The 26,998-nt window shown below is 49.1% G+C and carries 10 protein-coding genes; 6 read left to right on the top strand and 4 right to left on the bottom strand.

Annotated features, from left to right (window positions below; all coding sequences use genetic code 11):
• Nucleotides 1-438 precede the first annotated feature (438 nt).
• Nucleotides 439-861: a hypothetical protein gene (locus L0P88_RS15375; protein WP_247130819.1), complete on the top strand. Its 423-nt coding sequence runs from the start codon at nt 439-441 to the stop codon at nt 859-861.
• A gap of 491 nt (nt 862-1,352) precedes the next feature.
• The gene (locus L0P88_RS15380; RefSeq protein ID WP_247130820.1) at nt 1,353-2,174 is read left to right on the top strand and encodes a cyclase family protein; all 822 of its coding nucleotides are present in this window, start codon (nt 1,353-1,355) and stop codon (nt 2,172-2,174) included.
• Between the two features lie 394 nt (nt 2,175-2,568).
• Here L0P88_RS15380 and L0P88_RS15385 read toward each other — a convergent pair whose 3' ends face one another.
• From L0P88_RS15385 to L0P88_RS15400, 4 genes are all read right to left on the bottom strand, one after another.
• Nucleotides 2,569-2,973 carry a hypothetical protein gene (locus L0P88_RS15385; protein ID WP_247130821.1) on the bottom strand — a complete coding sequence of 135 codons (405 nt, stop codon included), beginning with the start codon at nt 2,971-2,973 and terminating at the stop codon, nt 2,569-2,571.
• A 698-nt stretch (nt 2,974-3,671) separates the two neighbouring features.
• Nucleotides 3,672-4,424, bottom strand: a complete 753-nt coding sequence (locus L0P88_RS15390) for a 7-carboxy-7-deazaguanine synthase QueE (RefSeq protein WP_247130822.1) — start codon at nt 4,422-4,424, stop codon at nt 3,672-3,674.
• Between the two features lie 225 nt (nt 4,425-4,649).
• A complete protein-coding gene (locus L0P88_RS15395; RefSeq protein WP_247130823.1) occupies nt 4,650-4,859 on the bottom strand; it encodes a hypothetical protein in 210 nt (69 codons plus the stop codon).
• A 121-nt stretch (nt 4,860-4,980) separates the two neighbouring features.
• Nucleotides 4,981-5,319, bottom strand: coding sequence for a hypothetical protein (locus L0P88_RS15400; protein ID WP_247130824.1), 339 nt, complete (start codon nt 5,317-5,319; stop codon nt 4,981-4,983).
• Nucleotides 5,320-6,780: 1,461 nt separating this feature from the next.
• Between L0P88_RS15400 and L0P88_RS15405 the strand changes: the two genes are divergently transcribed.
• From L0P88_RS15405 to L0P88_RS15420, 4 genes are all read left to right on the top strand, one after another.
• Entirely contained in the window at nt 6,781-7,308 is a 528-nt protein-coding gene (locus L0P88_RS15405; RefSeq protein ID WP_247130825.1) for a hypothetical protein, read from the top strand.
• A 265-nt stretch (nt 7,309-7,573) separates the two neighbouring features.
• A complete protein-coding gene (locus L0P88_RS15410) occupies nt 7,574-8,437 on the top strand; it encodes a GNAT family N-acetyltransferase (protein ID WP_247130826.1) in 864 nt (287 codons plus the stop codon).
• 124 nt (nt 8,438-8,561) lie between these two features.
• Nucleotides 8,562-9,089 carry a thioredoxin family protein gene (locus tag L0P88_RS15415; protein ID WP_247130827.1) on the top strand — a complete coding sequence of 176 codons (528 nt, stop codon included), beginning with the start codon at nt 8,562-8,564 and terminating at the stop codon, nt 9,087-9,089.
• A gap of 1,483 nt (nt 9,090-10,572) precedes the next feature.
• Nucleotides 10,573-26,997: a BspA family leucine-rich repeat surface protein gene (locus L0P88_RS15420; protein WP_247130828.1), complete on the top strand. Its 16,425-nt coding sequence runs from the start codon at nt 10,573-10,575 to the stop codon at nt 26,995-26,997.
• Nucleotide 26,998: the final 1 nt, after the last annotated feature.

Here is a 26,998-nt window from a genome sequence, read left to right on the forward strand (position 1 = left end):
GAAAGACCAGGTGAATTGCCTGGTCTTTTTTTGTTTTTGAAAGGAATCCAACAATCATGGTATCGTCCCAAAAATAGTAATGTATCCCTAAGATTTTTGGAACAGGGGATCGGATTATGGGAACATTTTCCGGTCTAATGGTTTTCATGCCCACGTTTCCTTTTCAAATAGGGAGCGCAATACCAAAGTGAATGACCAATCCATTATTTATACCGAAGGTTCTTAAATAAGACCACTTATTACATAGGGTTTAGAGTTCTTGTGGCCTGGAAATATCTTTAGTACAACCTATTAAAATAGTTTGTTATGGTTGAGTTTGAATTGGTTTTGTCCTTGCTATTTTTTCTGGGGGTGGCCGCTTTTGTTCTAAGGAGGTTTTTTATGAACAATGATGGGTAGGATTTTTGGTTTTTAATACTTCATTAAATGTTTAAGCCTATGGTTTCGACCAAGCTGCAAAAAAAAGGGACCGTCCTCTTTTACGATGGACTCAAGGCACATGGAGTCTATGGAAAAAAAATGCTTAAGTCCAAAGAAGCATATGATTATGACTTTGTAATTCATGAAATTTCCAAAATAGAGAATATTGGGGATTACTTGGTTTCCAATAACGTTGCCATAGCCGTCCTTTTTATATACGGGAAAGATAGGCTTTATGAACTGCTGCCTTTTTTGAATAAACAAATTGATCTTATCCTCTGCACCGATTCAACTGAAGTAAAGTGGTTGCAACACAATTTCCCGGAAATTGTTATGTTGGACATTGATCTTCCAAAGACAGAGCTTTTTTACCAAATAGAAACGCACATACTCAGGTTTCGAAAGGATCGCGAAAAAGAAGGCATGGTTTGGCATCGATAAATAGCGATTGGTCTTGGGTATCATCCATAGCCGATTTTTTGTCTTCATTTTAAAGAACTCTTTATCCGCAACAAAAGATTTGAATTCCAAGAGTATTAAGGGATGGTTTTCTTACGTACGGATTCCTACTTCGGTTACAATTGCCTTTACAGGAAGTACATCAAAAGCTAAGACATGACTTTGATGGTTTTTCAACGGAAACAGTAGTTGTTTTAACACTCTGGTAGGATCCAGGTGTGTGACCATTTTACCCAAAACTATTGAATCTGAGGGACGTAACACGCTTGAAAAAATATTTTGCCCTATTTTAGATAGTATCCATTCCCTCTATGTTTTAAGTTGGACAAGTCCTTGGGAACATTTACCATAGGTTCCATAGCGCCAATGGTACGGCTAAGGAATTAAAAATTAGGAACAAATGGATGATCAATTTTATAGGCTAAAATAAAGAAAGGCAATGACCCCAATAGGGGTGTTATAATTTTTTTAAAATGAACAAACCACTACTTTCCATTCTACTATTGTTATTTTTTTCATGCATTGAACAACAAAACTTTTCAAAGGAAACCAATGGTTCTTCAAATGAAAATGTATTAGGGGGCAAATTAGTCGATTTATCCCACACCTATTCCCATGAGACGGTATATTGGGTTACGGCAAGATTGTTTCAATTGGATACCGTTTTTAAGGGATTCACGGACAAAGGATATTATTATTCCGCCAATAATTTTAGTACCGCCGAACATGGAGGGACACATATAGATGCGCCCATTCATTTTGCGGAAAAAGGCCAAACAGTTGATGAAATACCGCTCACTAAGTTAATTGGGCCAGCAATAAAAATCGATATCTCGTCAAAAGCACTTGACAATCCTGATTATTTAATAAGCATAAACGATCTAATGGAGTGGGAAGCAAGGGAAAAAACCAAAATTCCAAAAGGCAGCATTGTTTTATTGCAAACAGGCTTTGCGCGCTACTACCCAGATAGGGTCAGGTATATGGGAACTGCCGCACGCGGAATATTGGCAATTAAAGAACTGCATTTTCCAGGACTTTCACCAGAGGCGGCCAAATGGATCGTTGAACAACGGAATGTACATGCGATTGGAATTGATACACCAAGCATAGATTACGGTCAGTCCGAGCTTTTCGAAAGTCATGTTACTTTGCTTTCCCAGAACATTCCGGCCTTTGAGAATTTAACAAATCTCGATAAGTTACCAAGTCGAGGATTTGAAATAATAGCACTTCCCATGAAAATTAAAGGGGGAACAGGGGCACCCTTAAGGATAGTGGCGTTGATCAAATAACGCACTCCCGTTTACATGCAAAGACGCACATCGGTTGTAAACTGCCCGCTCATTTGAACCATGGTTTTTGGGTGTTCCGTGAAGAAAAGCGTGGACGAGTTGAATTTTGGCAGGGGAATCCCTGAAAAAGGGGAGAATCCGGTACGAATGCAGAACGAAACCGTAATTCTCCCCTAAATGGAAAAATCTGCCCAGCCAGGAAACCCCAATCTTTGACAACAGAGTCATAGTAAACGCTGAAAGCATGATAACCCTTACTGAGCAACCCAAAATTACACCAGGATAGGAAGAGGGACAAGGGTAGTTGCATAGGCGGGTCGGTGAAAAGATAAGTGGGAAATAATTGGTAAAAAGGGACTGCTGTGTACCAATCATTCCATAGGGGCATGACCCGCTATAGCTTAAGTCCCATAAAATGCATAAAGGTCTCTACACACTCGTCTATTTGACGCTGGTACTCCTTGATATCCGCTTGCAGATCAAAAGGATTGATATTCCCCAAAGGAGGCTTCAGATATGGGGTGAGGGACTCGTTATGCTCTAGTATGACCCAGGCTGGATTTATCCGTTTGGTGTCGTACAAAAAGTTTAAAAAGTGGTACAGTTTTTTTGAAGTGATGCCATCCAGTGTCTCCAGCCTGGCCATTGTATTTTGGGTGAATTTCCCCACATCATCCAAGAGTTGCTTACCGCTTAGATATCCATTGATCATTTCGACAAATTCTTCCTGGGTTTTGATGTATACCTCGGTACGTAATCGCCTGACCCGTTGGCCTATAATATTTGGGCATTCTTTCATATCAGAGATCAATAGTTTGGATTTTGGCAGGAAGAATCCGGCATACTTGCACTATTGCATGATACCGGGATTCTCCCATATGTCAAAATCATACCGGCTTAGGGAACCCACTGCGTGGGAACGGAATAATTCTAAGCTAAGAAATACTGACCCTAAACCGGTAACCCGAAACTATGCAAGGGTAAGGAGAGAGGCAAAGGCCGATGCATAAGCGGTTTGTTAAAAAGATAAGTGTGAGTAATTTCCTATGGAAAGCAGGTCTTAGGAAGAAGAGGGTCCATGCACCATCGGTCCTTCCACGGTGCATGGACCCTCTTCTAACCTAAAACCAACCATAGCACCAGCTTAGGGATTTCAATCTGAGATTGTAGAACCATCTTAAACTAATATGAAACACTAAACTTAAATAGAATGGTATTCCCTAAGCTGTATGGCCCAAAACTAAATGGGAATTAAAGAATGGGCAAAAACGAATGCATAAGTGGTTTATAGAAAAAATAAGTGTAGTATAAATATGTATAGAAAAAGTCATTAGAACGATATGCTAATATAAATTGAAATCGCAGGCATTACCTTAGAAAAGGTAACATGGGCAGAACTTCCAAAACGGCGCTAAGTTTGTAGGTGGGAAAGCAGCAAGGAACTTGGTTCAATAGGTTCAAATATGGAGTTATCATCCCATAAATACCTCAATGACCTCATATTCCCCTTTTTGATCCCCAAATAAAAACATGGAGCCTATTGGTAAAATGAAAATTATACGTTTTACATATTTCCACAAGCCAATTGTTTTTTTCTGACAGTTCATCCATGGATGTTCCTTCGGACATCAAATAAATGCTATTCGGATCAATCCCATGGGTAGTCATAAGTGCTAGGATTTCTTCAATATCGCCCTTGTCGGAGACTACAAATTTAAAGTTTGCCTTAGGACTTTTACTAAAAAAACCCAGTGGCTCCGGTTTAATTCTTAGGGATTCCGTGATACAGGAGTTTTTAAGTTTTGGGGAAACGTTGTATTGATCGATCAGTGCGTCAGCTTCCCTAGTGGGCATAATTGTCCCGTTTGTTTCCACTTCAAAATGATAATCCATTGACTTCTCCCTCAAAACCTGCATCACTTTCACAAGACCAAATTGCTGGATCAAAGGTTCTCCACCGGTTAGGACAATACTGTTACAGTTGAACCCTAAAACAATGGAAACAATTTCAGAAGTATCCAATTCTATAATTTGGTTTTCTTTGCTAAATTTTGAATAGCCCTCCTTGCTGTCACTTTTATGTTTAAAATTGGTATTCTTCCAATTCCAGGTGTAATCGGTATCACACCAAATACAATGAAGATTGCACAAACTGGTTCTAATGAATATGGAGGGCCTACCAATCGATTTTCCCTCTCCCTGCAGGGAATGGAATATTTCCGGTATACCGTTGTTCTTTGAGATTTTCACTTATAAGCGCTTTGGCATGGGAAACGGTTTCCTTGGTATTATCGCTGTATTTTGCCAAACGAAAACGGTCCCAAACCGTAGGATCAAAAATCCGTTTATTGGGAAAGTACGGTCCACTGGTCCTAACTTTTTATTCCACCCATTGACCCCATTTGGGGTAAGCAAGAACGTGGCCAACATATGAGTATTACCGTTTGCTGCAAATTTCTTCAAAACGGTAGTTCCTTATTCGAATTTTCTTCGTTTACTGTTTTCTAAAAGGGCCCTTCGAACTATTTCGGCTTTTTCCTCACTAATGTTCGTCAAAACAATTGTTTTTTTCTCGAATGCATCTTTGATGAGCACATCTACGTCTTCTTGAATCAAGTATTCATTGTCCCTCAAATTTTCGAGAATGCTGGAGTAGCCGTCCGAACAGAAATCTTTATTTGACATTGTTCACTGTTGTTGATTGAATCCTAGGCTATCGTTTGCAAATCCATTCCATCCAACCTTGATGTATACTTCATTTTAGGAGGGTTTTAGTAAATGTCATTGCAATGTTCCAAGCAACGGATCAGTTGACTGAATTTTTCTTTTTGTCCATGGCTTCGCAGCCTACATATGCATGTAATCCTGGAAAATGCTTCCTATTGAATGTGGTACATAGCGGTGTTGCCTTTGCAGGTTTATTGAACTTTTCAGGCAATGCACAAGCTTCAGTGGGAAAGGGGATACTATCTGTACAATCCATTTGTGCCTGCGATACCCAATACGTCCCATAGTGTTCGGCAAACTCCCGTCCATCCGGAACACCATAGGAATATTCTGTGGTAATTCCCTGTCCAAAAGTCCATTGCTGCGAATGACCTGCCAAGGAAAAAAATGATATGATAATTAAAAAAAGGTGTTTCATAAGCATTAAAATGTTAAGAACAAACTACGTTTAACTAAAAACCAGTACTGGGTTGATCCTTTAAAAAGCACGATCAGGGACAATGGCAGAACGATATCATACTATCCCCCCCTAAACGAAAACTGGTCAAACCAAGTAATCCCAATCTGTGATACAAAATCATATACTATGTTAAAGATGTGCTAACCCAGAAACGGGACAGCCTAAAAATACGTCAGGGTCGGAAGAGCTACAAAGACTGCTTCATAAATGGACCCTTGAAAAGAACAAATGGGCCGTTGAGCATATAAGTGTAAAGTGATTCGGGGCAGAAAACGTTGGAAATTGGAAAAAGGAGGATTCCAATCCCAGTAATCGCTAAAAAAGAATCCTCCCAACCAAATTATAACCTTAATTCAGCCAAGGGACCCAACAGCCCTTGTTACATTGTAATTTAAATTAAATAGGTGCCCTTGGCCTGAATAATTCGAAAATTATACAAAGACCAGAAGGGTAACAAAAGCCAATGCACAAGTGTGTTTTCTGGGCAATAAGTGTGTGGTAATTTTAATTCCAGGAAAGTCCTTTAAAATGGGGAGGATTCTAACCATTCCTGTGAAAAAATGAATCCTCCCCCGTAAACACCTAATTCAAATCCTTAATAAAAGGAACCTCAGATTGCCTTGGTACGATGAACTTGAATTGGACAGGCAGTCCGAAGAATTTGAAAGTGTGAAACTAATTAACGGTTGCAAAGGGAGCAAGAAGGGATGCATAAGTGTTGCGCTGAAAAAATAAGTGTGGGGTTGCTGCCAATTGGTGAAAATCCCTTATGGAAAAAGGACGTTGCCAGACCGGAAATGTGAAAAGGATACCATCCACAATCTTCCAAAATCAAACCCGATAAAATCAAAAGCCGCAACCTTGATCGGACCGGCTCAAATGCACTGGGGGACGTCCTTAAAACAGTTCCTATCTTAGGAACGACTACCAACCTTTCCAATGCCAATCAATCTTCGATAGTGGACCTGCCGCCAAACTCCCAGAAGATAACCCTATACAGGAATCTTTGAACAGATTAACTGGGCAAAAAGAATTAAAATGGCCAGGTCAACATGAATGTGATGCCCATGATTACCCCACTTATTTCCAACTATGTCCATTTATTACAGTTCAGTTTTTTATGGCCCTGGATTTGCCCATGTTTAGGGAATCAAATCCTTGAGTGATCAAGGGCAATGGTCATGTGGGTTTCTAAAAAGAAAGAAAAATTGACCGTGGAATACAAGGGCAACTTATAGGGGCCAACTTCAATGTCAGGGCTAAAATGGACCTTTCGCTTCCTATAATTCCCTGGGACGGAAAGCACCACGGCTGGAACTGTTACAGATGCAAAAAAGGGGAAAACGGGTTTTATTGATATAGCGCATTATCCAGTATAACATGCTTTGCTTCCATAACCCCAAGTGATAACTGAAAACTATGAATACGCGGACTTCAAACGTGATGACCATACTATTGATCTGTTCAAGTTTGACGTTCCTTTTTGCACAGGACCGTGAATTAAAGCTGAAGTCTTTCAGTATAGGTGCAGGTTTTATGGGGTCATCATCAGAAACCTCCATAGGGGGATTTACGGTAAGTTTGGATTTGTCCATGATGCTGGACCAACATGTTTTTTCGCTCTATTTGAGTGATGGCTCGGAATTGGATTTGGTTGATGCAGAAGAAAAGTATACGGAATTAAACCTAACCTATGGTAGGCAATTAGGCTTAAATGCATGGCTAAAATTGGAATGGCATGCAGGACTGGGACATTTTAGGTATTCTTATAAAAGCAATTTAACGGATTTTGTTTCGAATAATGAATCGACCATTGGCGTTCCCTTAAGGGCAAAACTGATTTTTTACACGGGAAGGCATATTGGAATTGGAATAAATTCCAATATGAATTTGAATGCTTTGGTAAATACCTATTCCGGGAATATCTGCTTGCAATATGAATTTTAGTACACATATAATGATGACCACGCATAATTGCACGGTCCGTCCTGCTTTTCAAAACCCCTGTGAATTTGCGGTCGGGAACAAACGTTCGGGATTTGGTGCCAGTTGGCGCAACCGCCCACGCCCGATAGTGGTATCGTTACAACGGAGCAATAAAACGATGACAAACTACATCGATTTGCCACCATTTTTGGTGCATGACCAAATCTTTGATATCCCCTATAAGTTGTGGCCTAAACGGCAGTAGGCGTAAACCATCCTGGTACAGATGATAAATTTGGAAAACTTGGCATTGCAAAAACTCAACAAGGGCGACCTGAAGACCTTGGTGGGTTGGGCAAAAAACGAGGGATGGAATCCCGGGAAAAATGATTTCGATGTGTTTTGGAAAACCGACCCGGATGGATATTACGGATACTTCCTTGAGAATAAATTAATTGCTGGAGGGGCAGTGGTTTCGTATAATCGGGAGTTTGGATTTATGGGATTGTTCATTGTCCATCCCAAATTCCGAGGTCTGGGAATTGGAAGAAAACTGTGGTACTTAAGAAGGGACCTTCTCAAGGGAAGACTCAAGAATGGCGCAACCATAGGTATGGATGGTGTGGTGGAAATGCAATCTTTTTATGAAAAAGGGGGCTTCAACATCGCCTTTAGGGATGAAAGATATGAATGTATGGGCCAAAAGATGGCCGTTGATAGTGCCATATCCCCGATTGAAACCAAGGATTTTGAAAAATTGGTCGATTATGATACGGAATGCTTTGGCTATGGAAGGAGGGAATTTTTAAAGAACTGGTTGGTGATTCCCGATAGCAAGTCCTTTAAATTTTCAAGAACGAATGAAATCAAGGGGTATGCGGTGATTCGGGAGGTCAATTCCGGATGTAAAATAGGACCCTTGTTTGCAGATAATGATAGCATTGCTGAAGAATTATATAAAGCGTGTTTAAACTCGGCTCGGGGAAAACCGGTGTACCTTGATATTCCGGTACCGAATGGGGGAGCAGTTGGCTTGGTGAACAAATACAAGGCCAATTATGTTTTTGAATGCGCTAGAATGTATTACGGGGAATTCCCGGAAATACGAATGGATAAGGTCTATGGCATTACAACCTTTGAACTGGGATAGCGCAGGTCGTACCGCGAAATTTCAGAAAATGGTCATCAGTTTCAATAGCCATGGACAACCATTCCAGGATAGTTTACTTAATTAGGATTTGGTCCTTTGGCCCAATCCCCAAAAATAGAAAACAATGCATGCAATTTTTACCTCCGCTGCCAAGATAGGGCTGGTTCTTTTCTTTTTTTTAGGATTCCGGTCCCATGCACAAAATGTGCAATGGATGACCTGGCAGGAAGCCGTAACATTGGCCCAGACAGAGGCCCTGCCCAAAAAAACGTTCGTAGACGTGTACACGGATTGGTGCGGTTGGTGCAAAAAAATGGACAAGGATACCTTTCAAAACCCTGAGGTGGTGGCCTATATGCAGGAGCATTTTTATATGGTAAAGCTTGATGCCGAGGGGAAGGACCCCATAGAATTTCAAGGAAAGACGTTTACCTATGTCCCTTCGGGAAGAAAAGGCTACCATGAGTTGGCCGCTACCCTCTTAAGGGGTGAAATGAGCTATCCTACCGTAGTTTTCCTCGATGAGGAACTGAATGTGCTTTCCCCTGTTCCCGGATATAAAAAGGTAGGGCCCTTTCTACAGCTTGCACGTTATTTTGGGGATAATATCTACAAGGAAAAGGATTGGAACTCCTATGTCTCTGGCAAATAGCACCTGAACCCCAGTTCAATATATTGGAAACGGAAGACCAATGGTCATAAACTATTCCAGTCCTATAAGGATTCCCCGGGGTGCTGCCTCGGGTGTTACCTACAGTTGGTCAAACCAAACGGGAACCAAGAGTCAAGATAAAGCAAGTTCTATTTTTTGTGTGACCTGGTCGTCGAGAAGTCCATTGAGATGTTAGGTAGGGCCTGTTGAAACACCCCTGTGCTACCATTAAGAACAATTTTTACTTTCTAAATTTTCTTCGAGGCCTTGAAAATTCTACACGAAAATTGGAGGCTATGCTGCAGGGAAAGGCTATCCTAGTTGTAACGTATCCAATCGGCCTTTTTTCAGCTTCGATGGAAATCAAGACGTTTTCACTTTGGTTGAGGGAAGGCATCCAAAAAGCATTGCACAGTGTGCAAGCGGTCTGGATGCCGCGGCCGTGGAAAATCCGTAGATTTCGAGAAGCGGAAAATCAGCCTAGCGTTTTTTTGTCCTTTTTTGGGCGATGCAAAAAAGGACAGTTCACAAAGCGTTTCCCTTTTAACGCCAGTGATTAGGGGGTTGAAGTGAAGGGGAGATGCCTATGGTAACCCATCTTAAAACCTAGTGGATTTTTCAATCATTGTTTTACTCCTTTGAACCGATAAGCCGTCATTCCTGTGTATCAGCCTGATCGCTTCGAGTGGACAAGGAATCGAAAGGCGGACAGGAGTCCATTGGCACAGGAAATAAGGTGGGATTCCGTATCAAGTGGGGGATGGCAGAAAAGGTCACTCGATTCTACTTCAAGAACCACCTCCACCATATTGTCATTTCGACCAAGGGGAGAAATCCAAATTTAAATGGATTAATCAAACGGCACGTTTCGCACCCCATCTCAAAATGATGGTAACTGCGCTCGGATGGGCAATCTTCAGTCAGATGGGCCTTGCAAACAACCAAATCAGGGGCAAAATTGTCGGACAACACCCCCTATCGACCCCTGTTTTTGGATGCCGCCTATGGATAAATTGATCAGGATCTCCCACTTATTTCCAAATAGCCACGATTGTTACGCTGGCAAGTGGCGCTTGTTACATTGCTGTTAAAGTGTTGGCCCCAAGGGGATACCTTTACTTTAAAAGTGTCATGTGCGTTTAAAGGGAAAATTCCCACTTGGGGCCTTTTTGCCCACCAAACCTTGATGACACTTCCGGTCCAAAAAAACAACGGGTTCGGCCGGTTAGATGATTTGGAAAAGATTGGATTATAAGGGACCGATTGTTTTGGAAGCATATAGAAAAACAAGATGCGGTAGGTTGCATGGGGCCGGGTGTCTGGAAATTCCGGTACACGTTTCGCCTTGGTTGCGCCCATCTTTGGGATCCGATGCCAAGAGTGATGCCATTGCCCTTAAAACGGGGTTATGGACGCTCCCCTTCCTTCCGGCAATACCAACTGATTTAAGGACGATTTTTTTGTATAAATACCTTGATATATTATGAGAACAGATTACTTTATGGGCCTAAAGGGGCTGCTACTTAGCTTTTTCATGGGCCTAGCAATGACCACCGGCCTGTTTGCCCAAAGCGAATTTATCACCACTTGGGACACGACCAATCCTGGTACGTCCAATAGTAACTCCATCACCATTCCTTTGACGGGGACCTACGATGTGGATTTGGGTGCCGATGGCACTTATGAACCAACCCTGCAAAACAGTACAGGGACCATTACCATAGACATTACCACCTTTGAGGACCCTAATACCCGTCAAAACTATACGGCCGGGGAGATAAAGATAGCCATTCGCAATGCCCTTTCCGGGGATGGGACCTTGGAAAGGATATATTTCAGCAATACAGGGGACAAGGAGAAGCTGCTTTCCGTGGAACAATGGGGCAGCAGCATTGCCTGGACCGATATGTACGGAGCGTTTTACGGTTGTGCCAACCTGGAGGTCAAGGCGAGCGATGCCCCCGACCTGAGTAAGTTGACCGGTACCAGTTTGGAAACGATGTTCCGTAATTGTACATCACTTACCGGGAACACGGGCTTCTCCAACTGGAACACCAGCAAGGTGACCAGTATGCGATCCATGTTCCAGGGCGCAAGTAACTTTAACGGTGCGATTGGTTACTGGAACACCAGCAAGGTGACCAGTATGCGCGAGATGTTTTTGAACACAGAGGCCTTTGACCAAAACCTGGGGAATTGGAATTTGGGGCAATTGACCGATGGCTTTGCTATGCTCAACGGTATTGGGCTTTCCATTACCAATTGGGACGCCACGCTCAAAGGCTGGCATAGCCAGAACTTTACCAACAGCCTCGACATCTGGGCCTCCGGCCTCGTCCACTGCGAGGCTGCAGCCGAGCGTTCCGCGCTGATAGCCAATGGCTTCAACATTACTGGCGACAGCCTGGAAGCGAGTCCTCCCACGGCTGTATGCCGGGAGGCGACCTTGCAACTGGACATCGATGGTACCGCTACCTTGGATGCCGCCCTTGTGGACGATGGCTCCAGTGATGCCTGTGGGGAGGTCTCCCTGACGGTATCGAAAAATAGCTTTACAACCGCCGATCTCGGTGCCAATACGGTTACCCTCACGGTGATCTCTGACAAGGACAACAAAACACAAAGTTGTGTGACTACGGTGACCGTGGTGGATTCCACAAGCCTATTTGTGACCACCTGGGACACGGAAAATTCCGGTACGTCCGGCAATAGCTCCATCACCATCCCCGCCATAGGGACCTATGATGTGGATGTGGGCAATGATGGTACCTTTGATCTGTTTGCCCAAGGCGGGAGCGGGAGCATTACCATAGATATTACCACCTTTATCAATCCTGAAACCAATACGAACTACGCAGCAGGGGAAATACAAGTGGCCCTTCGCAATGCCATCACCTTGGCCGGGACGGGTAACTTGACCGGGATGCAGTTTAACAATACGGGGGATACCCTTAAGCTACTTTCGGTAGACCAATGGGGCGACATCAACTGGAGTACCATGGCGGGTGCATTTTATGGCTGTTCCAACCTGGAAGCCAAGGCAAGTGATGTTCCCGATTTGGACAGCGTGACCGATATGTCCAATATGTTCAATGGTGCCACGGCCTTTGATGGGGACCTGGGAGCCTGGGACCTGGGGCAGTTGACCAATGGCACTGGGATGCTCAATGGTAGTGGGCTCTCCGAGGACAACTGGGATGCCACGCTGATTGGCTGGCACGGACAGGATTTTACCAATACGGCAACCATCGGCGCTTCAGGATTGGTCTATTGCAAGGCCGTATCCCAACGCACTGCGCTGATAAGTAATGGCTTTAGCTTTACCGGAGACACCCAGGGAACTACGCCTCCAAAGGCCGAGTGCCGTGAGGCAGTCCTGCAACTGGACACCAGTGGCTCGGCCACCCTGGATGTTGCTCTAGTGGACAACGGTAGCGAAGGCTGTGGGGTTTCGCTAAGTTTATCGAATAGCAGCTTTACGACTGTGGATTTGGGTGCGAACACGGTGACCCTTACGGTGACCAACGGCAGCACCACGAGCACCTGTCAGACCACCGTTACCGTTGTGAATCCTGAGACTTTTGTGACCACCTGGAACACCTCAACCTCTGGTCCATCTGGTACGAACTCCATTACCATCCCCGCCTCAGGAACCTACGATGTGGATTTGGGCAATGATGGGGAATATGACCTTACGGACCAAAGCGGGTCCGTTACCATAGATGTAACAAGCTATGGCTATACTGCCGGGAAGATACAGGTGGCCCTTCGCAATGCAGTTTCGGGAGCCGGTAACCTTAGCAGTATAGTTTTCAATAATAGAGGCGACAAGCGCAAGCTACTTTCCGTGGACAATTGGGGAAGCAGTATCGCCTGGAGTACAATGGAAAGAGCATTTTACGGCTGTATCAATTTGCAGATCAATGCTACGGATGCCCCGAATCTAAGCAATGTGACCAATGTAAATGGCATGTTTAGGGCGTGCACCTCCCTTACGGGAGCGAAAGGTTTCTCCCATTGGGACACAGGCAATGTCACCAGTATGGCAGAAATGTTTAGGAGCGCATCTGCCTTTGACGGGGACCTCAGTGGCTGGAATACAAGCAGTGTCACCGATATGTCATTAATGTTTTCCCTTACGAACGTATTTAACCAGGATCTCAGTTCCTGGGATACCAGTAACGTGCTTAATATGGACGGGATGTTTAGCGCAAGTGGTTTTAACGGGGAGATCGGTATGTGGAACACCAGTAGCGTGACCACCATGAGCAGCATGTTTGCCGCTGCAAAATCCTTCAACAGGGACCTCAGTGGCTGGAACACCAGCAGTGTAACCAATATGGGCTATCTGTTTCAGTTCGCGGAAGCCTTTGACCAGAGCCTGGGGGCCTGGGACATGAGCAATGTGACTGCGGGCAGGGAGATGCTCTATTTGGCTGGGCTCTCCGTTGCGAGCTGGGACGCCACGATCATCGGTTGGGATGCCCAGCAACTTACCAACACCGTGACCATTTGGGCCAATGGACTGGAATACTGTACGGCGGGCACAGAGCGTGCCGCGCTGTCCCTAAACATCATTAATGACAGCAAGGAAACTACCCCACCGACGGCTGTTTGCCAATCGACCATACTCCAACTGGCCACTGACGGGACGGCTACCCTGGCCATCGCTTCCGTGGACAACGGCTCGAACGATGCTTGTGGGGATGTCTCCCTAAGCTTGTCCAAGGTCAGCTTTGTAACCGCCGATATTGGTGAGGAGACGGTGACCCTAACGGTGGAGGACCCCAATGGAAATGAAAGTAGTTGTACGGCCAAGGTCACCATTGTGGCCCATCCCACAAGCGCCTTCGTCACCACCTGGGACACGACGGAATCCGGCGCCTCTGGCGACAACTCCATCACCATCCCCGCCACGGGGACCTATGATGTGGACGTGGGCAATGACGGCACCTATGACCTGTTCGACCAGACCGGGACCACCACGGTGATCGTGACCAATTACACCGACCCTACGACCAGTAGCAACTACACTGCCGGGGAAATACAGGTGGCCCTCAGCAGTGCGGCCACTGGGGCGGGGACCCTGACCCGGATACACTTTGGTGGCACGGACGGTGGCGACAGTGAGAAGCTGCTCTCGGTGGACCAATGGAGCACCAATGTGGCCTGGGGGACCATGGAAGGCGCCTTTGAGGGCTGTACGAACCTGAAGGTGGGGACGGATGACGCCCCCAACCTGGGGAGTGTGTCCACCATGGCGAATATGTTCAAGGGCTGTACGTCCCTTGAGGGGGGCACGGGCTTTGCGATCTGGAACACGGCGGGGGTGTCCAATATGGCCGGTATGTTCTCCGGGGCGGTGTCCTTCAACGGGGAGATCGGCAGTTGGGACACTGGGAGCGTGACGGATATGACCTCCATGCTCAATGGGGCAACCGGCTTTGACCAGGACCTGGGTGGCTGGGACCTTGGGCTGTTGACCCTGGCGACCTCCATGCTCAACGGGACGGGGCTTTCGGTCGCCAACTGGGACGCGACGCTGGTGGGTTGGCACGGACAGGGCTCCAACGGCCTTACCGTTGGAGCCTCTGGCCTGGTGTACTGCGAGGCCTTCAACGAGCGTGGCTCGATGAACTTTGTCATTACCGGCGACGGCGTTTCGCAGGACCTGCCGACGGCCTTGTGCAAGGATGTGACGGTCCAACTGGACGGCGCCACCGGTACGGCCATCTTGACGGCCGACCTTGTGGACGACGGTAGCGATGGTTGTGGCGATATTTCCCTGGTAGTACGACCGAACGCCTTCACGACCGCCGGGACGGAAACGGCGACCCTTACGGTGACCGCTGCCAGCACCCTGACGAACACCTGTACGACCTCGGTGACCGTATTGGCAAGTACGGTTCCCACAGATGTATTCGTTACCACCTGGGATACGACCAAATCCGGCTCGTCCACCGATACGTCCATCACCATTCCCGCCATCGGGACCTACGATGTGGACGTGGGCAATGACGGCTCCTTTGACCTGTTGGACCAGACCGGGACCACTACCGTGGACATCAGTACCTATGGCTATTCCGCCGGGGAAATAAAGGTGGCCCTTCGCAATGCCGTCTCCGGGGATGGATCCCTGACCGGGTTCAAGGGTGGGGGCAGTAAGCTGCTCTCCGTGGACCAATGGGGCAGCGGCATCGCCTGGACCACCATGGAAGAGGCATTCAGGGGCTGTGGCAATCTGGAGATCAGGGCCCTGGATGCGCCCGATCTGGGCAACGTGACCAGTATGAGATGGATGTTCAATGGCTGTACCTCGCTTACGGGGAAACTGGGCTCCCTCGCCAGCTGGAACACGGCCAATGTAACGGATATGAGGGGCGTGTTCTACGGCGCGACCGTCTTTGACGGGGACATCGGTTCCTGGGATGTGGGCAGTGTGACCGATATGATCTACATGTTCACCAGTGCAAGCGCCTTTAACCAGGACATCGGCTCCTGGAACGTGTCCAGTGTGAGGGATATGGAGGGGATGTTCGGTTTCGCAACGTCCTTTGACCAGGACCTCGCCTGGAACACGTCCAGTTTATCGAGTATGCGGTACCTGTTCTGGGGGGCAACCTCCTTTAACGGGGACCTCAGTACCTGGGATGTGGGCAATGTGAACAGCATGTGGTCGGTGTTCCATGACGCAAGCGCCTTTAACGGGGACCTCAGTTCCTGGAACGTGGGCAAGGTGCAGGATATGGAGAGCATGTTCGATGGGGCGAGTTCCTTTGACCAGAACCTTGGGGCCTGGAACATGGCCAGTTTGTTCAATGGTGCCGCCATGCTCAGCGGTACGGGGCTCTCCGAGGCGAACTGGGACGCCACGCTCAAGGGTTGGCACGCCCAGAACCTTACCGTCGGTGCCGCCATTGGCGCCGATGGCCTGGTCTATTGTGAGGCCGGGGACGAACGTGCCGCGATGAGCTTCAACTTTTATGGCGATAGCCCAAGAAGTACACCAACAGCCTCGTGCAAAACGGCAACAGTACGACTGGATATCACCGGTACGGCCACCTTGGATGCAGTCCTTTTGGACGATGGTTCCACCCATGAGTGTGGCACTATCACCAATTTCAGCCTGTCCACGGACACCTTTACAACGGCCGATATAGGTTCCAAAACGGTTACCCTAACGGTGGCCGACGGCAATGGCAACACGGGCACCTGCGAGACCACGGTCACCGTGGAGGCCTATCCCACAACGGCCTTCGTTACCACCTGGAGGACCACCGATTCAGATACCTCCATCACCATTCCCGCCTCGGGAACCTATGATGTGGATTTGGGGGATGATGGCAACTACGATATAGAGGGCCAGACTGGGTCACTGACCGTGAATATCGCCGACTATGGCTTTGCCGCCGGGGACATACGGGTGGCTCTTCGCAATACTGCTGGGACCGGGGGGTTGACCAGGATATATTTCAACAACGGAGGGGACAAGGATAAGCTGCTTTCCGTGGACCAATGGGGCAGCAGTATAGCCTGGACCAACATGCAGGGCGCATTTTGGGGCTGTAGCAATTTGGAGGTTAATGCGACTGATGCTCCCAATCTGGGTAGCGTGACCAATATGGTGGATATGTTTTCCGAATGTGCCTCACTTACGGGGACGACGGCTACCTCCAACTGGAACTGGAATACGTCCAATGTGACCAATATGGCCTGGGTGTTTTTCGCGGCACAAGCCTTTAACGGGGACATCAGTTCCTGGGACACTAGCAACGTGACCAATATGAACGGGACTTTTTGGGAGGCACGAGCCTTTAACGGGGACATCAGTTCATGGAATACGGAAAAGGTAACAATCATGGGAGGTATGTTTGTGAATGCACTCTTGTTTAACCAGGACCTCAGTTCCTGGGAAACATCGAATGTCACCACTATGGGCAACATGTTTAATGGTGCATTCGCCTTTGACCAGGACATCAGTGGTTGGAATATTAGCAAGGTAAAGAATATGTTCAGAATGTTCAAACAGACAAGGGCCTTTAACCAGGACATAAGTGCCTGGAACACAAGTGGCGTGAACAATATGAACGAAATGTTTAATAATGCACAGGGCTTTGACCAGAACCTGGGGAATTGGGACCTGGGCAGTTTGACCAATGGTACCGGTATGCTCGCCGGCAGTGGGCTCTCCGTGGCCAATTGGGACGCTACGATCAAAGGTTGGCATGAGCAGGGCTTCCACAACACGCTTAGCACCACCATCGGTGCCAACAACCTGGTTTATTGTGAGGCCACCACTGAACGTGCCGATTTTGGCACCAAAATTACCGGTGATACTCCGGAGGATATTGATCCAACGGCCCTGTGCAAGGATGCGGTACTCATACTGGATGCCAGCGGTACGGCCACCCTGACCACAAATCTTGTGGACAACGGTTCCAGCGATACCTGTGGCAACGTCTCCTTACAGTTGTCCAAAACCGCCTTTACGACCGCCGGCACGGAAACGGTGACCCTTACGGTGACCGATCCCAACAGCAATATCGCCACCTGCACCGCCACGGTCACTGTAGTGGATCAGGCGACAGGAGTGTTTGTCACCAAATGGAACACCACCAATGATGGCACCTCGGACGACAACTCCATCACCATCCCAGCTATAGGGACTTATGATGTGGATATAGGTAATGATGGCCTCTACGAACCTGGACTGTTGGGCACAACAGGATCGGTCACCATAGATATCACCGCCTATACCGACCCTACAAACAATAATGCCAATTATACCGCTGGGGAAATAGAAGTGGCCCTTCGTAGTGCCGCCTCCGGTACCGGGGCCCTTACCGGGATACAGTTCAACAATACGGATGATACCCTTAAGCTCCTTTCCGTGGAACAATGGGGTAGCGGCATTGCCTGGAGCACCATGGAAAAGGCATTTTATGGCTGTGCCAATCTAACCGTGGAAGCGACTGACGCCCCCAACCTGGATGGTGTCGCCGATATGAGCTTTATGTTTTCCGGTGCAAGCAACCTTAACCAGGACATTGGTAATTGGAACACGGCCAACGTGACCGATATGGGCAATATGTTCAATGGGGCAACAGCCTTTAACCAGAATATTGGCTCCTGGAACACCACTAAGGTGACCGATATGGGTAGCATGTTCAATGGTGCCACTGCCTTTGACCAGAACCTGGGCAACTGGGACTTGGGACAATTGACCGAGGGCACCGATATGCTCAACGGCAGTGGGCTCTCCATTGCCAATTGGGATGCTACCATCATGGGCTGGTACAACCAGAACTTCCATAGCACCCCTACTTTCAATACCATCGGCGCCTCTGGCTTGGTCTACTGTACTGCCACTGCAGAGCGTGACGCGTTTACTACCTACATTACCGGGGACCGCGCGGAGAATGTCACTCCAACGGCCCAATGCAAGACAACCATGACCCTTCGATTGGAAGACGGTGGCAGCGCCACCCTGGAGGCCAATTCCCTGGACGATGATTCCTTTGATGACTGTGGGGACGTCACCTTTACGGTATCCAATGCTAGTGGTGTTGCTGTTAACAACAAGACTTTTACCACTGCCGAAATTGGGGCGAACACCGTGACCCTTACGGTGACCGATCCCAACGACAATACAAGTACCTGTACGACCACGGTAATTGTGGAAGATCCGGCAAGTGTATTTGTCACCACCTGGGACACGGAAAAATCCGGTTCCAATAACAAGTCCATCATGATTCCTGCTGTGGGAACCTACGATGTGGACCTGGGCAATGATGGCACCTATGAACTGACGGACCAAACCGTGACCCAAGCCCTACTTGTGGATGTGACGTTCTATAACTATGCCGCAGGGGAAATACAAGTTGCCCTTCGCAATGCCGCCTCTGGGATTGGAACCGGGACCAAGACCCTGGACCGGATACAATTCAACGGAGTGGGCGATACGCAGAAACTTATTTCCGTGGACCAATGGGGCGACATCAAGTGGACCACCATGGACAGTGCATTTGAAGGCTGCCGGAATATGGACGTTCTGGCAACCGACACCCCAGACTTGGGCAATGTGACCAATATGTCCTATATGTTTTTTGGGTGCAATTCCCTTATAGGGACGGACACCAACAACTTCTCCGGTTGGAACACCGGTAACGTGACCAATATGGCCCATATGTTCCAAGGTACCATCGTCTTTGACCAGAGCCTGGGGAATTGGGATTTGGGACAGTTGACCAGTGGGGGTGGTACCAATATGCTCAATGGCAGTGGCCTTTCCCAGGATAGCTGGGACGCTACCATCGAAGGCTGGCACGCCAAGGGCTACCATAATGCTTCCAATTTCCCCACCATTGGAGCCTCCGGACTGGTGTACTGCAGGGCGGGCACCGAGCGCGCCGATTTTGGCACCAAAATTATCGGTGACAGCGCAGAAACTACCCTGCCGGCGGCCTCTTGTCATACAGCGGTGATGATACAACTGGACAACAACGACGAAGCCATCCTGGATACCGCCCTTGTGGATAACGGTTCCAGCGATGCCTGCGGGACCCTCTCCTTTGGCCTATCCAAAACCGAATTTACGACCGCCGACATTGGGGAGGAGACGGTGACCCTTACGGTGACCGACCCCAATGGGAACACAAGTACCTGTACGAGCACGGTGACGGTCTTGTATTCCGCAAGCCTGTTCGTGACCACTTGGAACACGGAAAATTCCGGTACATCCGGTGCTAATTCCATTACCATTCCCGCCATAGGGACCTATGACGTGGATGTGGGTAATGATGGGACCTATGACCTGTTTGCCCAAGGCGGAAACGGGGACATTGCCATAGACATTACAACTTATATCGATCCCAACACCAATACGAACTATACTGCCGGGGAAATACAAGTGGCTCTTCGTAATGCCATCACCTTGGCCGGGACGGGGAACCTCACCGGGATACGGTTCAACAATACGGGGGATAAGCTTAAGCTCCTTTCCGTGGACCAATGGGGAAACAGTATAGCTTGGAGCAGCCTGGAAGGCGCATTTTATGGCTGTGCCAACCTGGAGGTTGTGGCGACCGATACCCCCAATCTGGGTAACGTGATCAGCATGGCCAATATGTTCAACGGTTGTACCACGCTTACCGGGGCAACAAGCTTCGCTACCTGGAATACGACTGGCGTGGCCAATATGGCCAATATGTTTGCCAATGCCACCTCTTTTGACCAGCACCTGGGGAATTGGGACCTGGGGTTATTGACCAGTGGGGGTGGGGCCAATATGCTGGACAACTCTGGGCTCTCTGTGGCCAACTGGGACGCCACCTTGATCGGGTGGGAGGCTCAGGACTTCACAAACAGCACTACTATCGGTGCCTCCAATTTAATCTACTGCACCGCTGGAGACGAGCGTGCCGCAATGACGACATTTACCTTTGCTGGTGATAGCGCGGAAACGACCAAGCCAACAGCACTGTGCAAGGTGGCGACAGTTCGACTGGATGGTGGCACGGCCACCCTGACAACTGCTGATGTTGACGATGGTTCCAACGATGCCTGCGGGACCGTCTCCTTGAGCCTATCCAAAACCGACTTTACAACAACGGATATTGGGGTGAATACAGTGACCCTTACGGTGACCGATCCCAACGGCAACTCAGAAACCTGTGACGCCATGGTAATCGTGGAAGACCCGGCAAGCGTATTTGTCACCACCTGGGACACGGAAAATTCCGGTACCTCCGGTAGTAGCTCCATCACCATCCCCGCTTTAGGAACCTATGATGTGGATGTGGGCAATGATGGCACCTATGACCTGTACGCCCAAGGCGGGAACGGGAGCATTACCATAGATATTACCGCTTATACCAATCCTGCTACCAATACGAATTATGCGGCAGGGGAAATACAGGTGGCCCTTCGCAATGCCATTACCTCGGCTGGGACGGGGAACCTAACGGGGATACAGTTCAACAATACGGATGATATCCTTAAACTGCTTTCCGTGGACCAATGGGGCCACATCAACTGGACGACCATGGAAAATGCATTTTATGGCTGTGCCGAAATGAATGTTCTGGCGAGCGATGTCCCCAATCTGGACAATGTGACCAATATGGCCTTCATGTTTTCCGGAGCAAGTGCCTTTAATGCGGACATCAGTTCCTGGAACACGGCCAACGTGATCAATATGGCCAGCATGTTCCATGCTGCCAGTGCCTTTGACCAGAATATCGGTTCCTGGAACACCAGTAGCGTGACCGATATGTCCTCCATGTTCAAGGATGCCAGTGCATTTGATCAGAACTTGGGCGCGTGGGATTTGGGGGCGTTGACCAATGGTACCGATATGCTCAACGGCAGTGGGCTCTCCCAGGGCAATTGGGATGCCACACTCATTGGCTGGCACAACCAGAACTTCCACAACACGCTTACTGTCACTATTGGCGCCTCTGGACTGGAATACTGTGAAGCCAATGCCGAGCGTACTGATTTTGGCAATAAAATAACCGGTGATGATCATGAAAAAGATCTTCCCGATGCCCAGTGTAAAGGGGTGACCGTGACACTTCAGCCGGATACTGGTGGCATCCTTGGAGCTACAGTGGATGCCGTTGATTTGAACAACGGTTCCAGCGATGTCTGTGGGGATGTTTCTTTCACGATATCCAAAACGAGCTTTACCATTGATGATGTTGGGGCAAACGCGGTGACCCTTACGGTCACCGATGCATATGGCAACGAAAAAGAATGCGAGACCACAGTGACCGTGTTGGATTCCGTAACGTTTGTTACCACCTGGGACACGACCAGGACCGGCGGAAACGGCGCTTCCGATGCGAACTCTTTCAACATCCCCGCCTTCGGGACATACGATATAGATCTGGGTGCTGATGGCAGTTACGAATTGCAGGGCGTGAGAGATGATATTACCGTGAACGTGACCACTCACGGCTATACCGCCGGGGTGATACAGGTGGCCCTTCGCGATGCATCACCCACCGCAAACATGAAGCTACGGGGTATCCAGTTCAACAGTAGGCTCCACGGTGGGGACCACGATAAGCTACTTTCTGTGGATCAATGGGGCGACATAGCCTGGCTCAACCTGGCGGCTGCATTTTGGGACTGTACCAATATGAACGTTCTGGCGACCGACGCTCCAGACCTGACCCTTATAACAAATTTGGGCTATATGTTTAGTGGTGCAACTTCCCTTAATGCGGACCTTAGTTCCTGGGATACAAGCAACATAACCCTAATGCCCCATATGTTTGCTCTTGCATCTTCCTTTAACGGGGACATCAGCTCCTGGAATACAAGCAATGTGACCAGTATGGTCCATATGTTCTGGAATGCACAAGCCTTTGATCAGGACATCGGTGCCTGGGACACCGGCAACGTGACCAGCATGAGCGGTATGTTCCGGGAGGCATATGCCTTTAACGGGAACATTGGTTCCTGGAACACAAGCAGCGTAACCACAATGAACTATATGTTTCATAGAGCACACGCCTTTAACCAGAATCTGGGGGAGTGGGACCTGGGGCAGTTGAACGATGCCGAGTATATGCTTGATACCGCTGGACTCTCTGTCGAGAACTGGGACGCCACACTCAGGGGTTGGCACAGCCAGGACTTCAATAACGCGGTGACCATAGAAGCCAATAAACTGCAATACTGTAGTGCCTTTGCCGAACGTGCGGAACTGAACGATTCCCCCTTCAAAATCAGTGGCGATAGCAAACAAAGCCAGGCACCGACGGCCGTATGCCAGGTATCGGTAACGCTGGAACTGGACTCCAACGATACAGCTACCCTGGATGAGGCCCTTGTGGACAACGGTTCCTATGATGAATGTGGGAACGTTGAACTGGACATAGATACCAAAAACTTTACGGCCGCGCACCTGGGTGCGAACACCGTGACCCTTACGGTGACCGACTCCAATGGCAGTACGGATACCTGCGATACCACGGTAAACGTGGTGCAGAACCTGGCGCCCGTAGCTTCCTGTAAGGACGCAATCACCGTGGAATTGGACGATGCGGGCAGTGTAACGATCGAACCGGAGGCTTTGGACGATGGCTCTTCCGATAATGGTGGCGCGGTGTCCCTTTCCCTGGACACTACCGATTTCACCTGTTTCAATGTGGGAACGGTACAGACGGTGACCCTTACGGTAACCGATATTGTTGGCACTACGGCCACCTGCACCACGGACGTTACGGTAGTGGACGTGACCCCGCCTACGGCGGAATGCCAGACGGCAACGGTTCGACTGAACTCCAGCGGAGTTGGCAACCTGACCAGTACTTCCCAAGTGGTCAGTGGTTCCGATACCTGCGGGACTGTCCTGGTGGAGGTATCCAAAACCCAATTCACGACCACCGACCTCGGCGATAACGCGGTGACCGTTACCGTGACCGATGGCAGCGACAACGAACAAACCTGTGTAACTACCGTTACCGTATTGTCCGCCTCGGCGCCCATAGCGGTCTGCCAGGATATTACGGTGACATTGGACGATGCGGGCAGCGCGACAATTACGACGTCGGACATCGATAACGGCTCGTCCGATAGTGATGGCATTGCCTCCCTATCCCTGGACAAGGCAAGTTTTGGCTGTTCCGATGTAGCACTGCCGCAGTCCGTGACCCTTACGGTGACCGACACTATAGGTAACACGGCCACCTGCACGGCAACGGTAACCGTGAAGGACGAGACCGCTCCTTCGGCGCGGTGCAAGTTTGCAACAATCCAATTGGATGACAACGGTGAGGCCAATTTGACGACCGACCTTGTGGACGACGGTTCCAGCGATGCCTGTGGGAACGTTTCCCTGAGTATATCCAAGGATTTCTTTACGACTTTGGACCTGGGCGTGAACACGGTTACGCTTGCCGTGAGGGATGTCAATGGGAATACGAACAATTGTACCACTGGGGTGACCGTGGAAGATGTTACGGTTCCCATCGCAGAATGCCAGGGCATCAGCGTGGAACTGGACGCACTGGGCAGCGCAACGATTGCCACATCGGACATCGACAACGGCTCGTTCGACAACAGTAAAACCGATGTCTCCCTTTCCTTGAACAAGAATACTTTTGGCTGTTCCGATATCGGTGATAACACGGTGACCCTTACCGTAACAGATGACAGCAGCAATGCGGCTGAATGTACGGCCACCGTTACTGTGGGGGACAATACCCGGCCAACGGCCATATGCAAGACTGCGGTGGAGCTCGAATTGGGCAGCGGTGGTACGGCCACGCTAACGACCGACGATGTGGACAACGGTTCGAGTGATAACTGTTCGATTTCACTAAGCCTTTCCCAAAGCAGCTTTGATACCTCCCACCTTGGTGATAACACGGTGACCCTTACTGCGGAGGATACCAGTGGTAATATTGCCTTCTGCGATACCACGGTCACAGTGGTGGATGGTGCGGAACCTACGGCCATTTGCCAGGACATTACCGCGGAACTGGATGCAACTGGAAGTGTAACGATTACAGCTTCGGAGGTTGACAATGGCTCTTTTGACAACAGTAGCACCAACGTAAGCCTTTCCCTGGATACGAACACTTTTGACTGTTCCGGGATCGGTGATCACACCGTAACCCTAACGGTGGAGGATGACAGCAGCAACACAGCTACCTGTACCGCCACGGTAACCGTGGAGGATAATAGCTTACCAACGGCGAGTAATCCAACATCGGTTAACGTAGAGTGTGTGTCCGATGTTCCCGATGTGGATACCACGGTGGTGACCGATGAAACCGATAATTGTGGGACACCAACGGTCACCCATGTGGGCGATGATACCAGTACTCCGGGAACAATTGTCCGGACCTATAGGGTGAGCGATGCCGCAGGGAACCATATTGATGTGGCCCAGACCATTACAATAAGGGATGTGACCCCGCCAACGGCAGTATGCAAGACGGACGTAGAACTCGAACTGGGCAACGACGGTACGGCCACCCTGGATGCAAACTCCTTGGATAACGGTTCCAGTGATAATTGCGGGATTGCCTCCTTGAATGTATCCCAAAGCAGCTTTGATGCCACCCACCTCGGGACCAACACGGTGACCCTTACCGTGAGGGACAACGGTGATAACATAACCACCTGCGATACCACGGTCACTGTGGTGGACGGTGTGGACCCAACGGCCATTTGCCAGGACATTGGCGTGGAATTGGGCGCAACAGGCAGTGCAACGATTGCTGCAGCAGACGTGGATAACGGCTCGTTTGACAACAGTGGCACCGTGACCCTTTCCCTGGATATGGACACTTTTGACTGCTCCGGGCTGGGACAGCGCGTGGTGACCCTAACGGTGACGGATGGCAGTAACAACACGGTCACCTGCACCGCTACGGTAACCGTGGAGGATAAGATTTCCCCAACAGCGGGCAATCCATCACCGATAAACGTAGAGTGCGCATCCGATGTCCCTGTCGTGGATACCGCTGTGGTGACGGACGAAGCCGACAACTGTGGAACACCAACGGTCACCCATATAGGCGATGACACCAGCACTCCGGGAACGATTATCCGAACCTATCGAGTGAGCGATGCCACAGGAAATACTATTGATGTGACCCAGACCATTACGGTAAGGGATGTTACCATACCGACGGCCGTATGCCAGGCGGCGACCCTGGAACTGGGTACCGATGGCACGGCCACCCTGGATGCGGCCCTGGTGGACAACGGTTCCAGTGATGCCTGCGGGGACGTTTCTTTGGACGTGTCCCAGAGCAGCTTTACAGCCTCCGACCTTGGAACGCACACGGTGACCCTGACGGTGACCGATGGTAGTAACAATACAAACACCTGCGAAGCCACGATTACCGTGGTGGACAACATGGCCCCAACGGCCATTTGCCAGGACGTTACCGTAGAACTGGACGAAACGGGAAGTGCAACGATTGTGGCAGCGGACGTGGACAATGGCTCGTTTGACAATAGTGGTACGGTGTCCCTTTCCCTGGATAGGACCAATTTTGGCTGTCCCGAGGTTGGGGAGAACACGGTAACCCTTACCGTGACCGACAGCAGTGGGAATATGGCCAGTTGTACCGCTACGGTAACGGTCCAGGATACAAGCACAGCGTTGACCATTGTGACCAACAGCGGACCGATCTGCCCGGGCTCCGTCCTACAATTGGACGAAATAAGTGGACTGGGAACCGCATGGTCATGGACCAGTAATGGAAATGCCATTTTTAACGACCCTGATATACAAAACCCGGAAGTGACCAATGTCTCGGATGGGGAGGAGTTCACCGTTAGGGTTACCCTGGCCAATGGCTGTACGGTTACGGGCGCTACCACGGCCTTTATTCTGGAGGTGCCTGTCCTGGAGACGGAGGGCGAACAGCTGTTCTGTGCCTTGGACAACGCCACGGTATCGGATTTGGTGGCTTCCGGTGATGGCACCATACGCTGGTATTCGGATGAGGACAGCATAGTGGAACTGGAGAGCGACGTTCCCCTTGAGGACGGTACCATCTACTATGGATTGTTGGAGGACGCTAATGGATGTATTTCCGAACGGGTTGCAGTGGCCATAAGCATTACCATGCGGGGCTGTGAAGAACCACCGGAGGCGGACAAACTCGGCTTCTCTCCGAACGGTGATGGGGTCAATGATACCTTTTCCATTTCCTGGTTGAGGAACGATTACCCCAATTATAGCCTTTCGGTCTATGACCGTAATGGTTCCATGGTGTATGAAGGAAATATCAGCACACCGGACTGGGACGGCAGCGCCGATCGTGGCCTTGTCCTGGGGGATGGTAAACTGCCCAACGGCGTATATTTTTATACGATAGATTTCGGAGACGGCAGCACACCGCCAGTACAGGGGATTGTCTATCTGAACCGATAAA

Origin of the sequence: Muricauda sp. SCSIO 64092 (assembly GCF_023016285.1) — a bacterium.
Classification (GTDB): domain Bacteria; phylum Bacteroidota; class Bacteroidia; order Flavobacteriales; family Flavobacteriaceae; genus Croceivirga.

What these genes read in the sequence shown, in the direction of transcription:
- L0P88_RS15375 (WP_247130819.1), top strand. Translation starts at nt 439, where the DNA reads ATGGTTTCGACCAAGCTGCAAAAAAAAGGGACCGTCCTCTTTTACGAT.
- L0P88_RS15405 (WP_247130825.1), top strand. Translation starts at nt 6,781, where the DNA reads ATGAATACGCGGACTTCAAACGTGATGACCATACTATTGATCTGTTCA.
- L0P88_RS15380 (WP_247130820.1), top strand. Translation starts at nt 1,353, where the DNA reads ATGAACAAACCACTACTTTCCATTCTACTATTGTTATTTTTTTCATGC.
- L0P88_RS15385 (WP_247130821.1), bottom strand. Translation starts at nt 2,973, where the DNA reads ATGAAAGAATGCCCAAATATTATAGGCCAACGGGTCAGGCGATTACGT.
- L0P88_RS15410 (WP_247130826.1), top strand. Translation starts at nt 7,574, where the DNA reads ATGATAAATTTGGAAAACTTGGCATTGCAAAAACTCAACAAGGGCGAC.
- L0P88_RS15400 (WP_247130824.1), bottom strand. Translation starts at nt 5,319, where the DNA reads ATGAAACACCTTTTTTTAATTATCATATCATTTTTTTCCTTGGCAGGT.
- L0P88_RS15395 (WP_247130823.1), bottom strand. Translation starts at nt 4,859, where the DNA reads ATGTCAAATAAAGATTTCTGTTCGGACGGCTACTCCAGCATTCTCGAA.
- L0P88_RS15415 (WP_247130827.1), top strand. Translation starts at nt 8,562, where the DNA reads ATGCATGCAATTTTTACCTCCGCTGCCAAGATAGGGCTGGTTCTTTTC.
- L0P88_RS15420 (WP_247130828.1), top strand. Translation starts at nt 10,573, where the DNA reads ATGAGAACAGATTACTTTATGGGCCTAAAGGGGCTGCTACTTAGCTTT.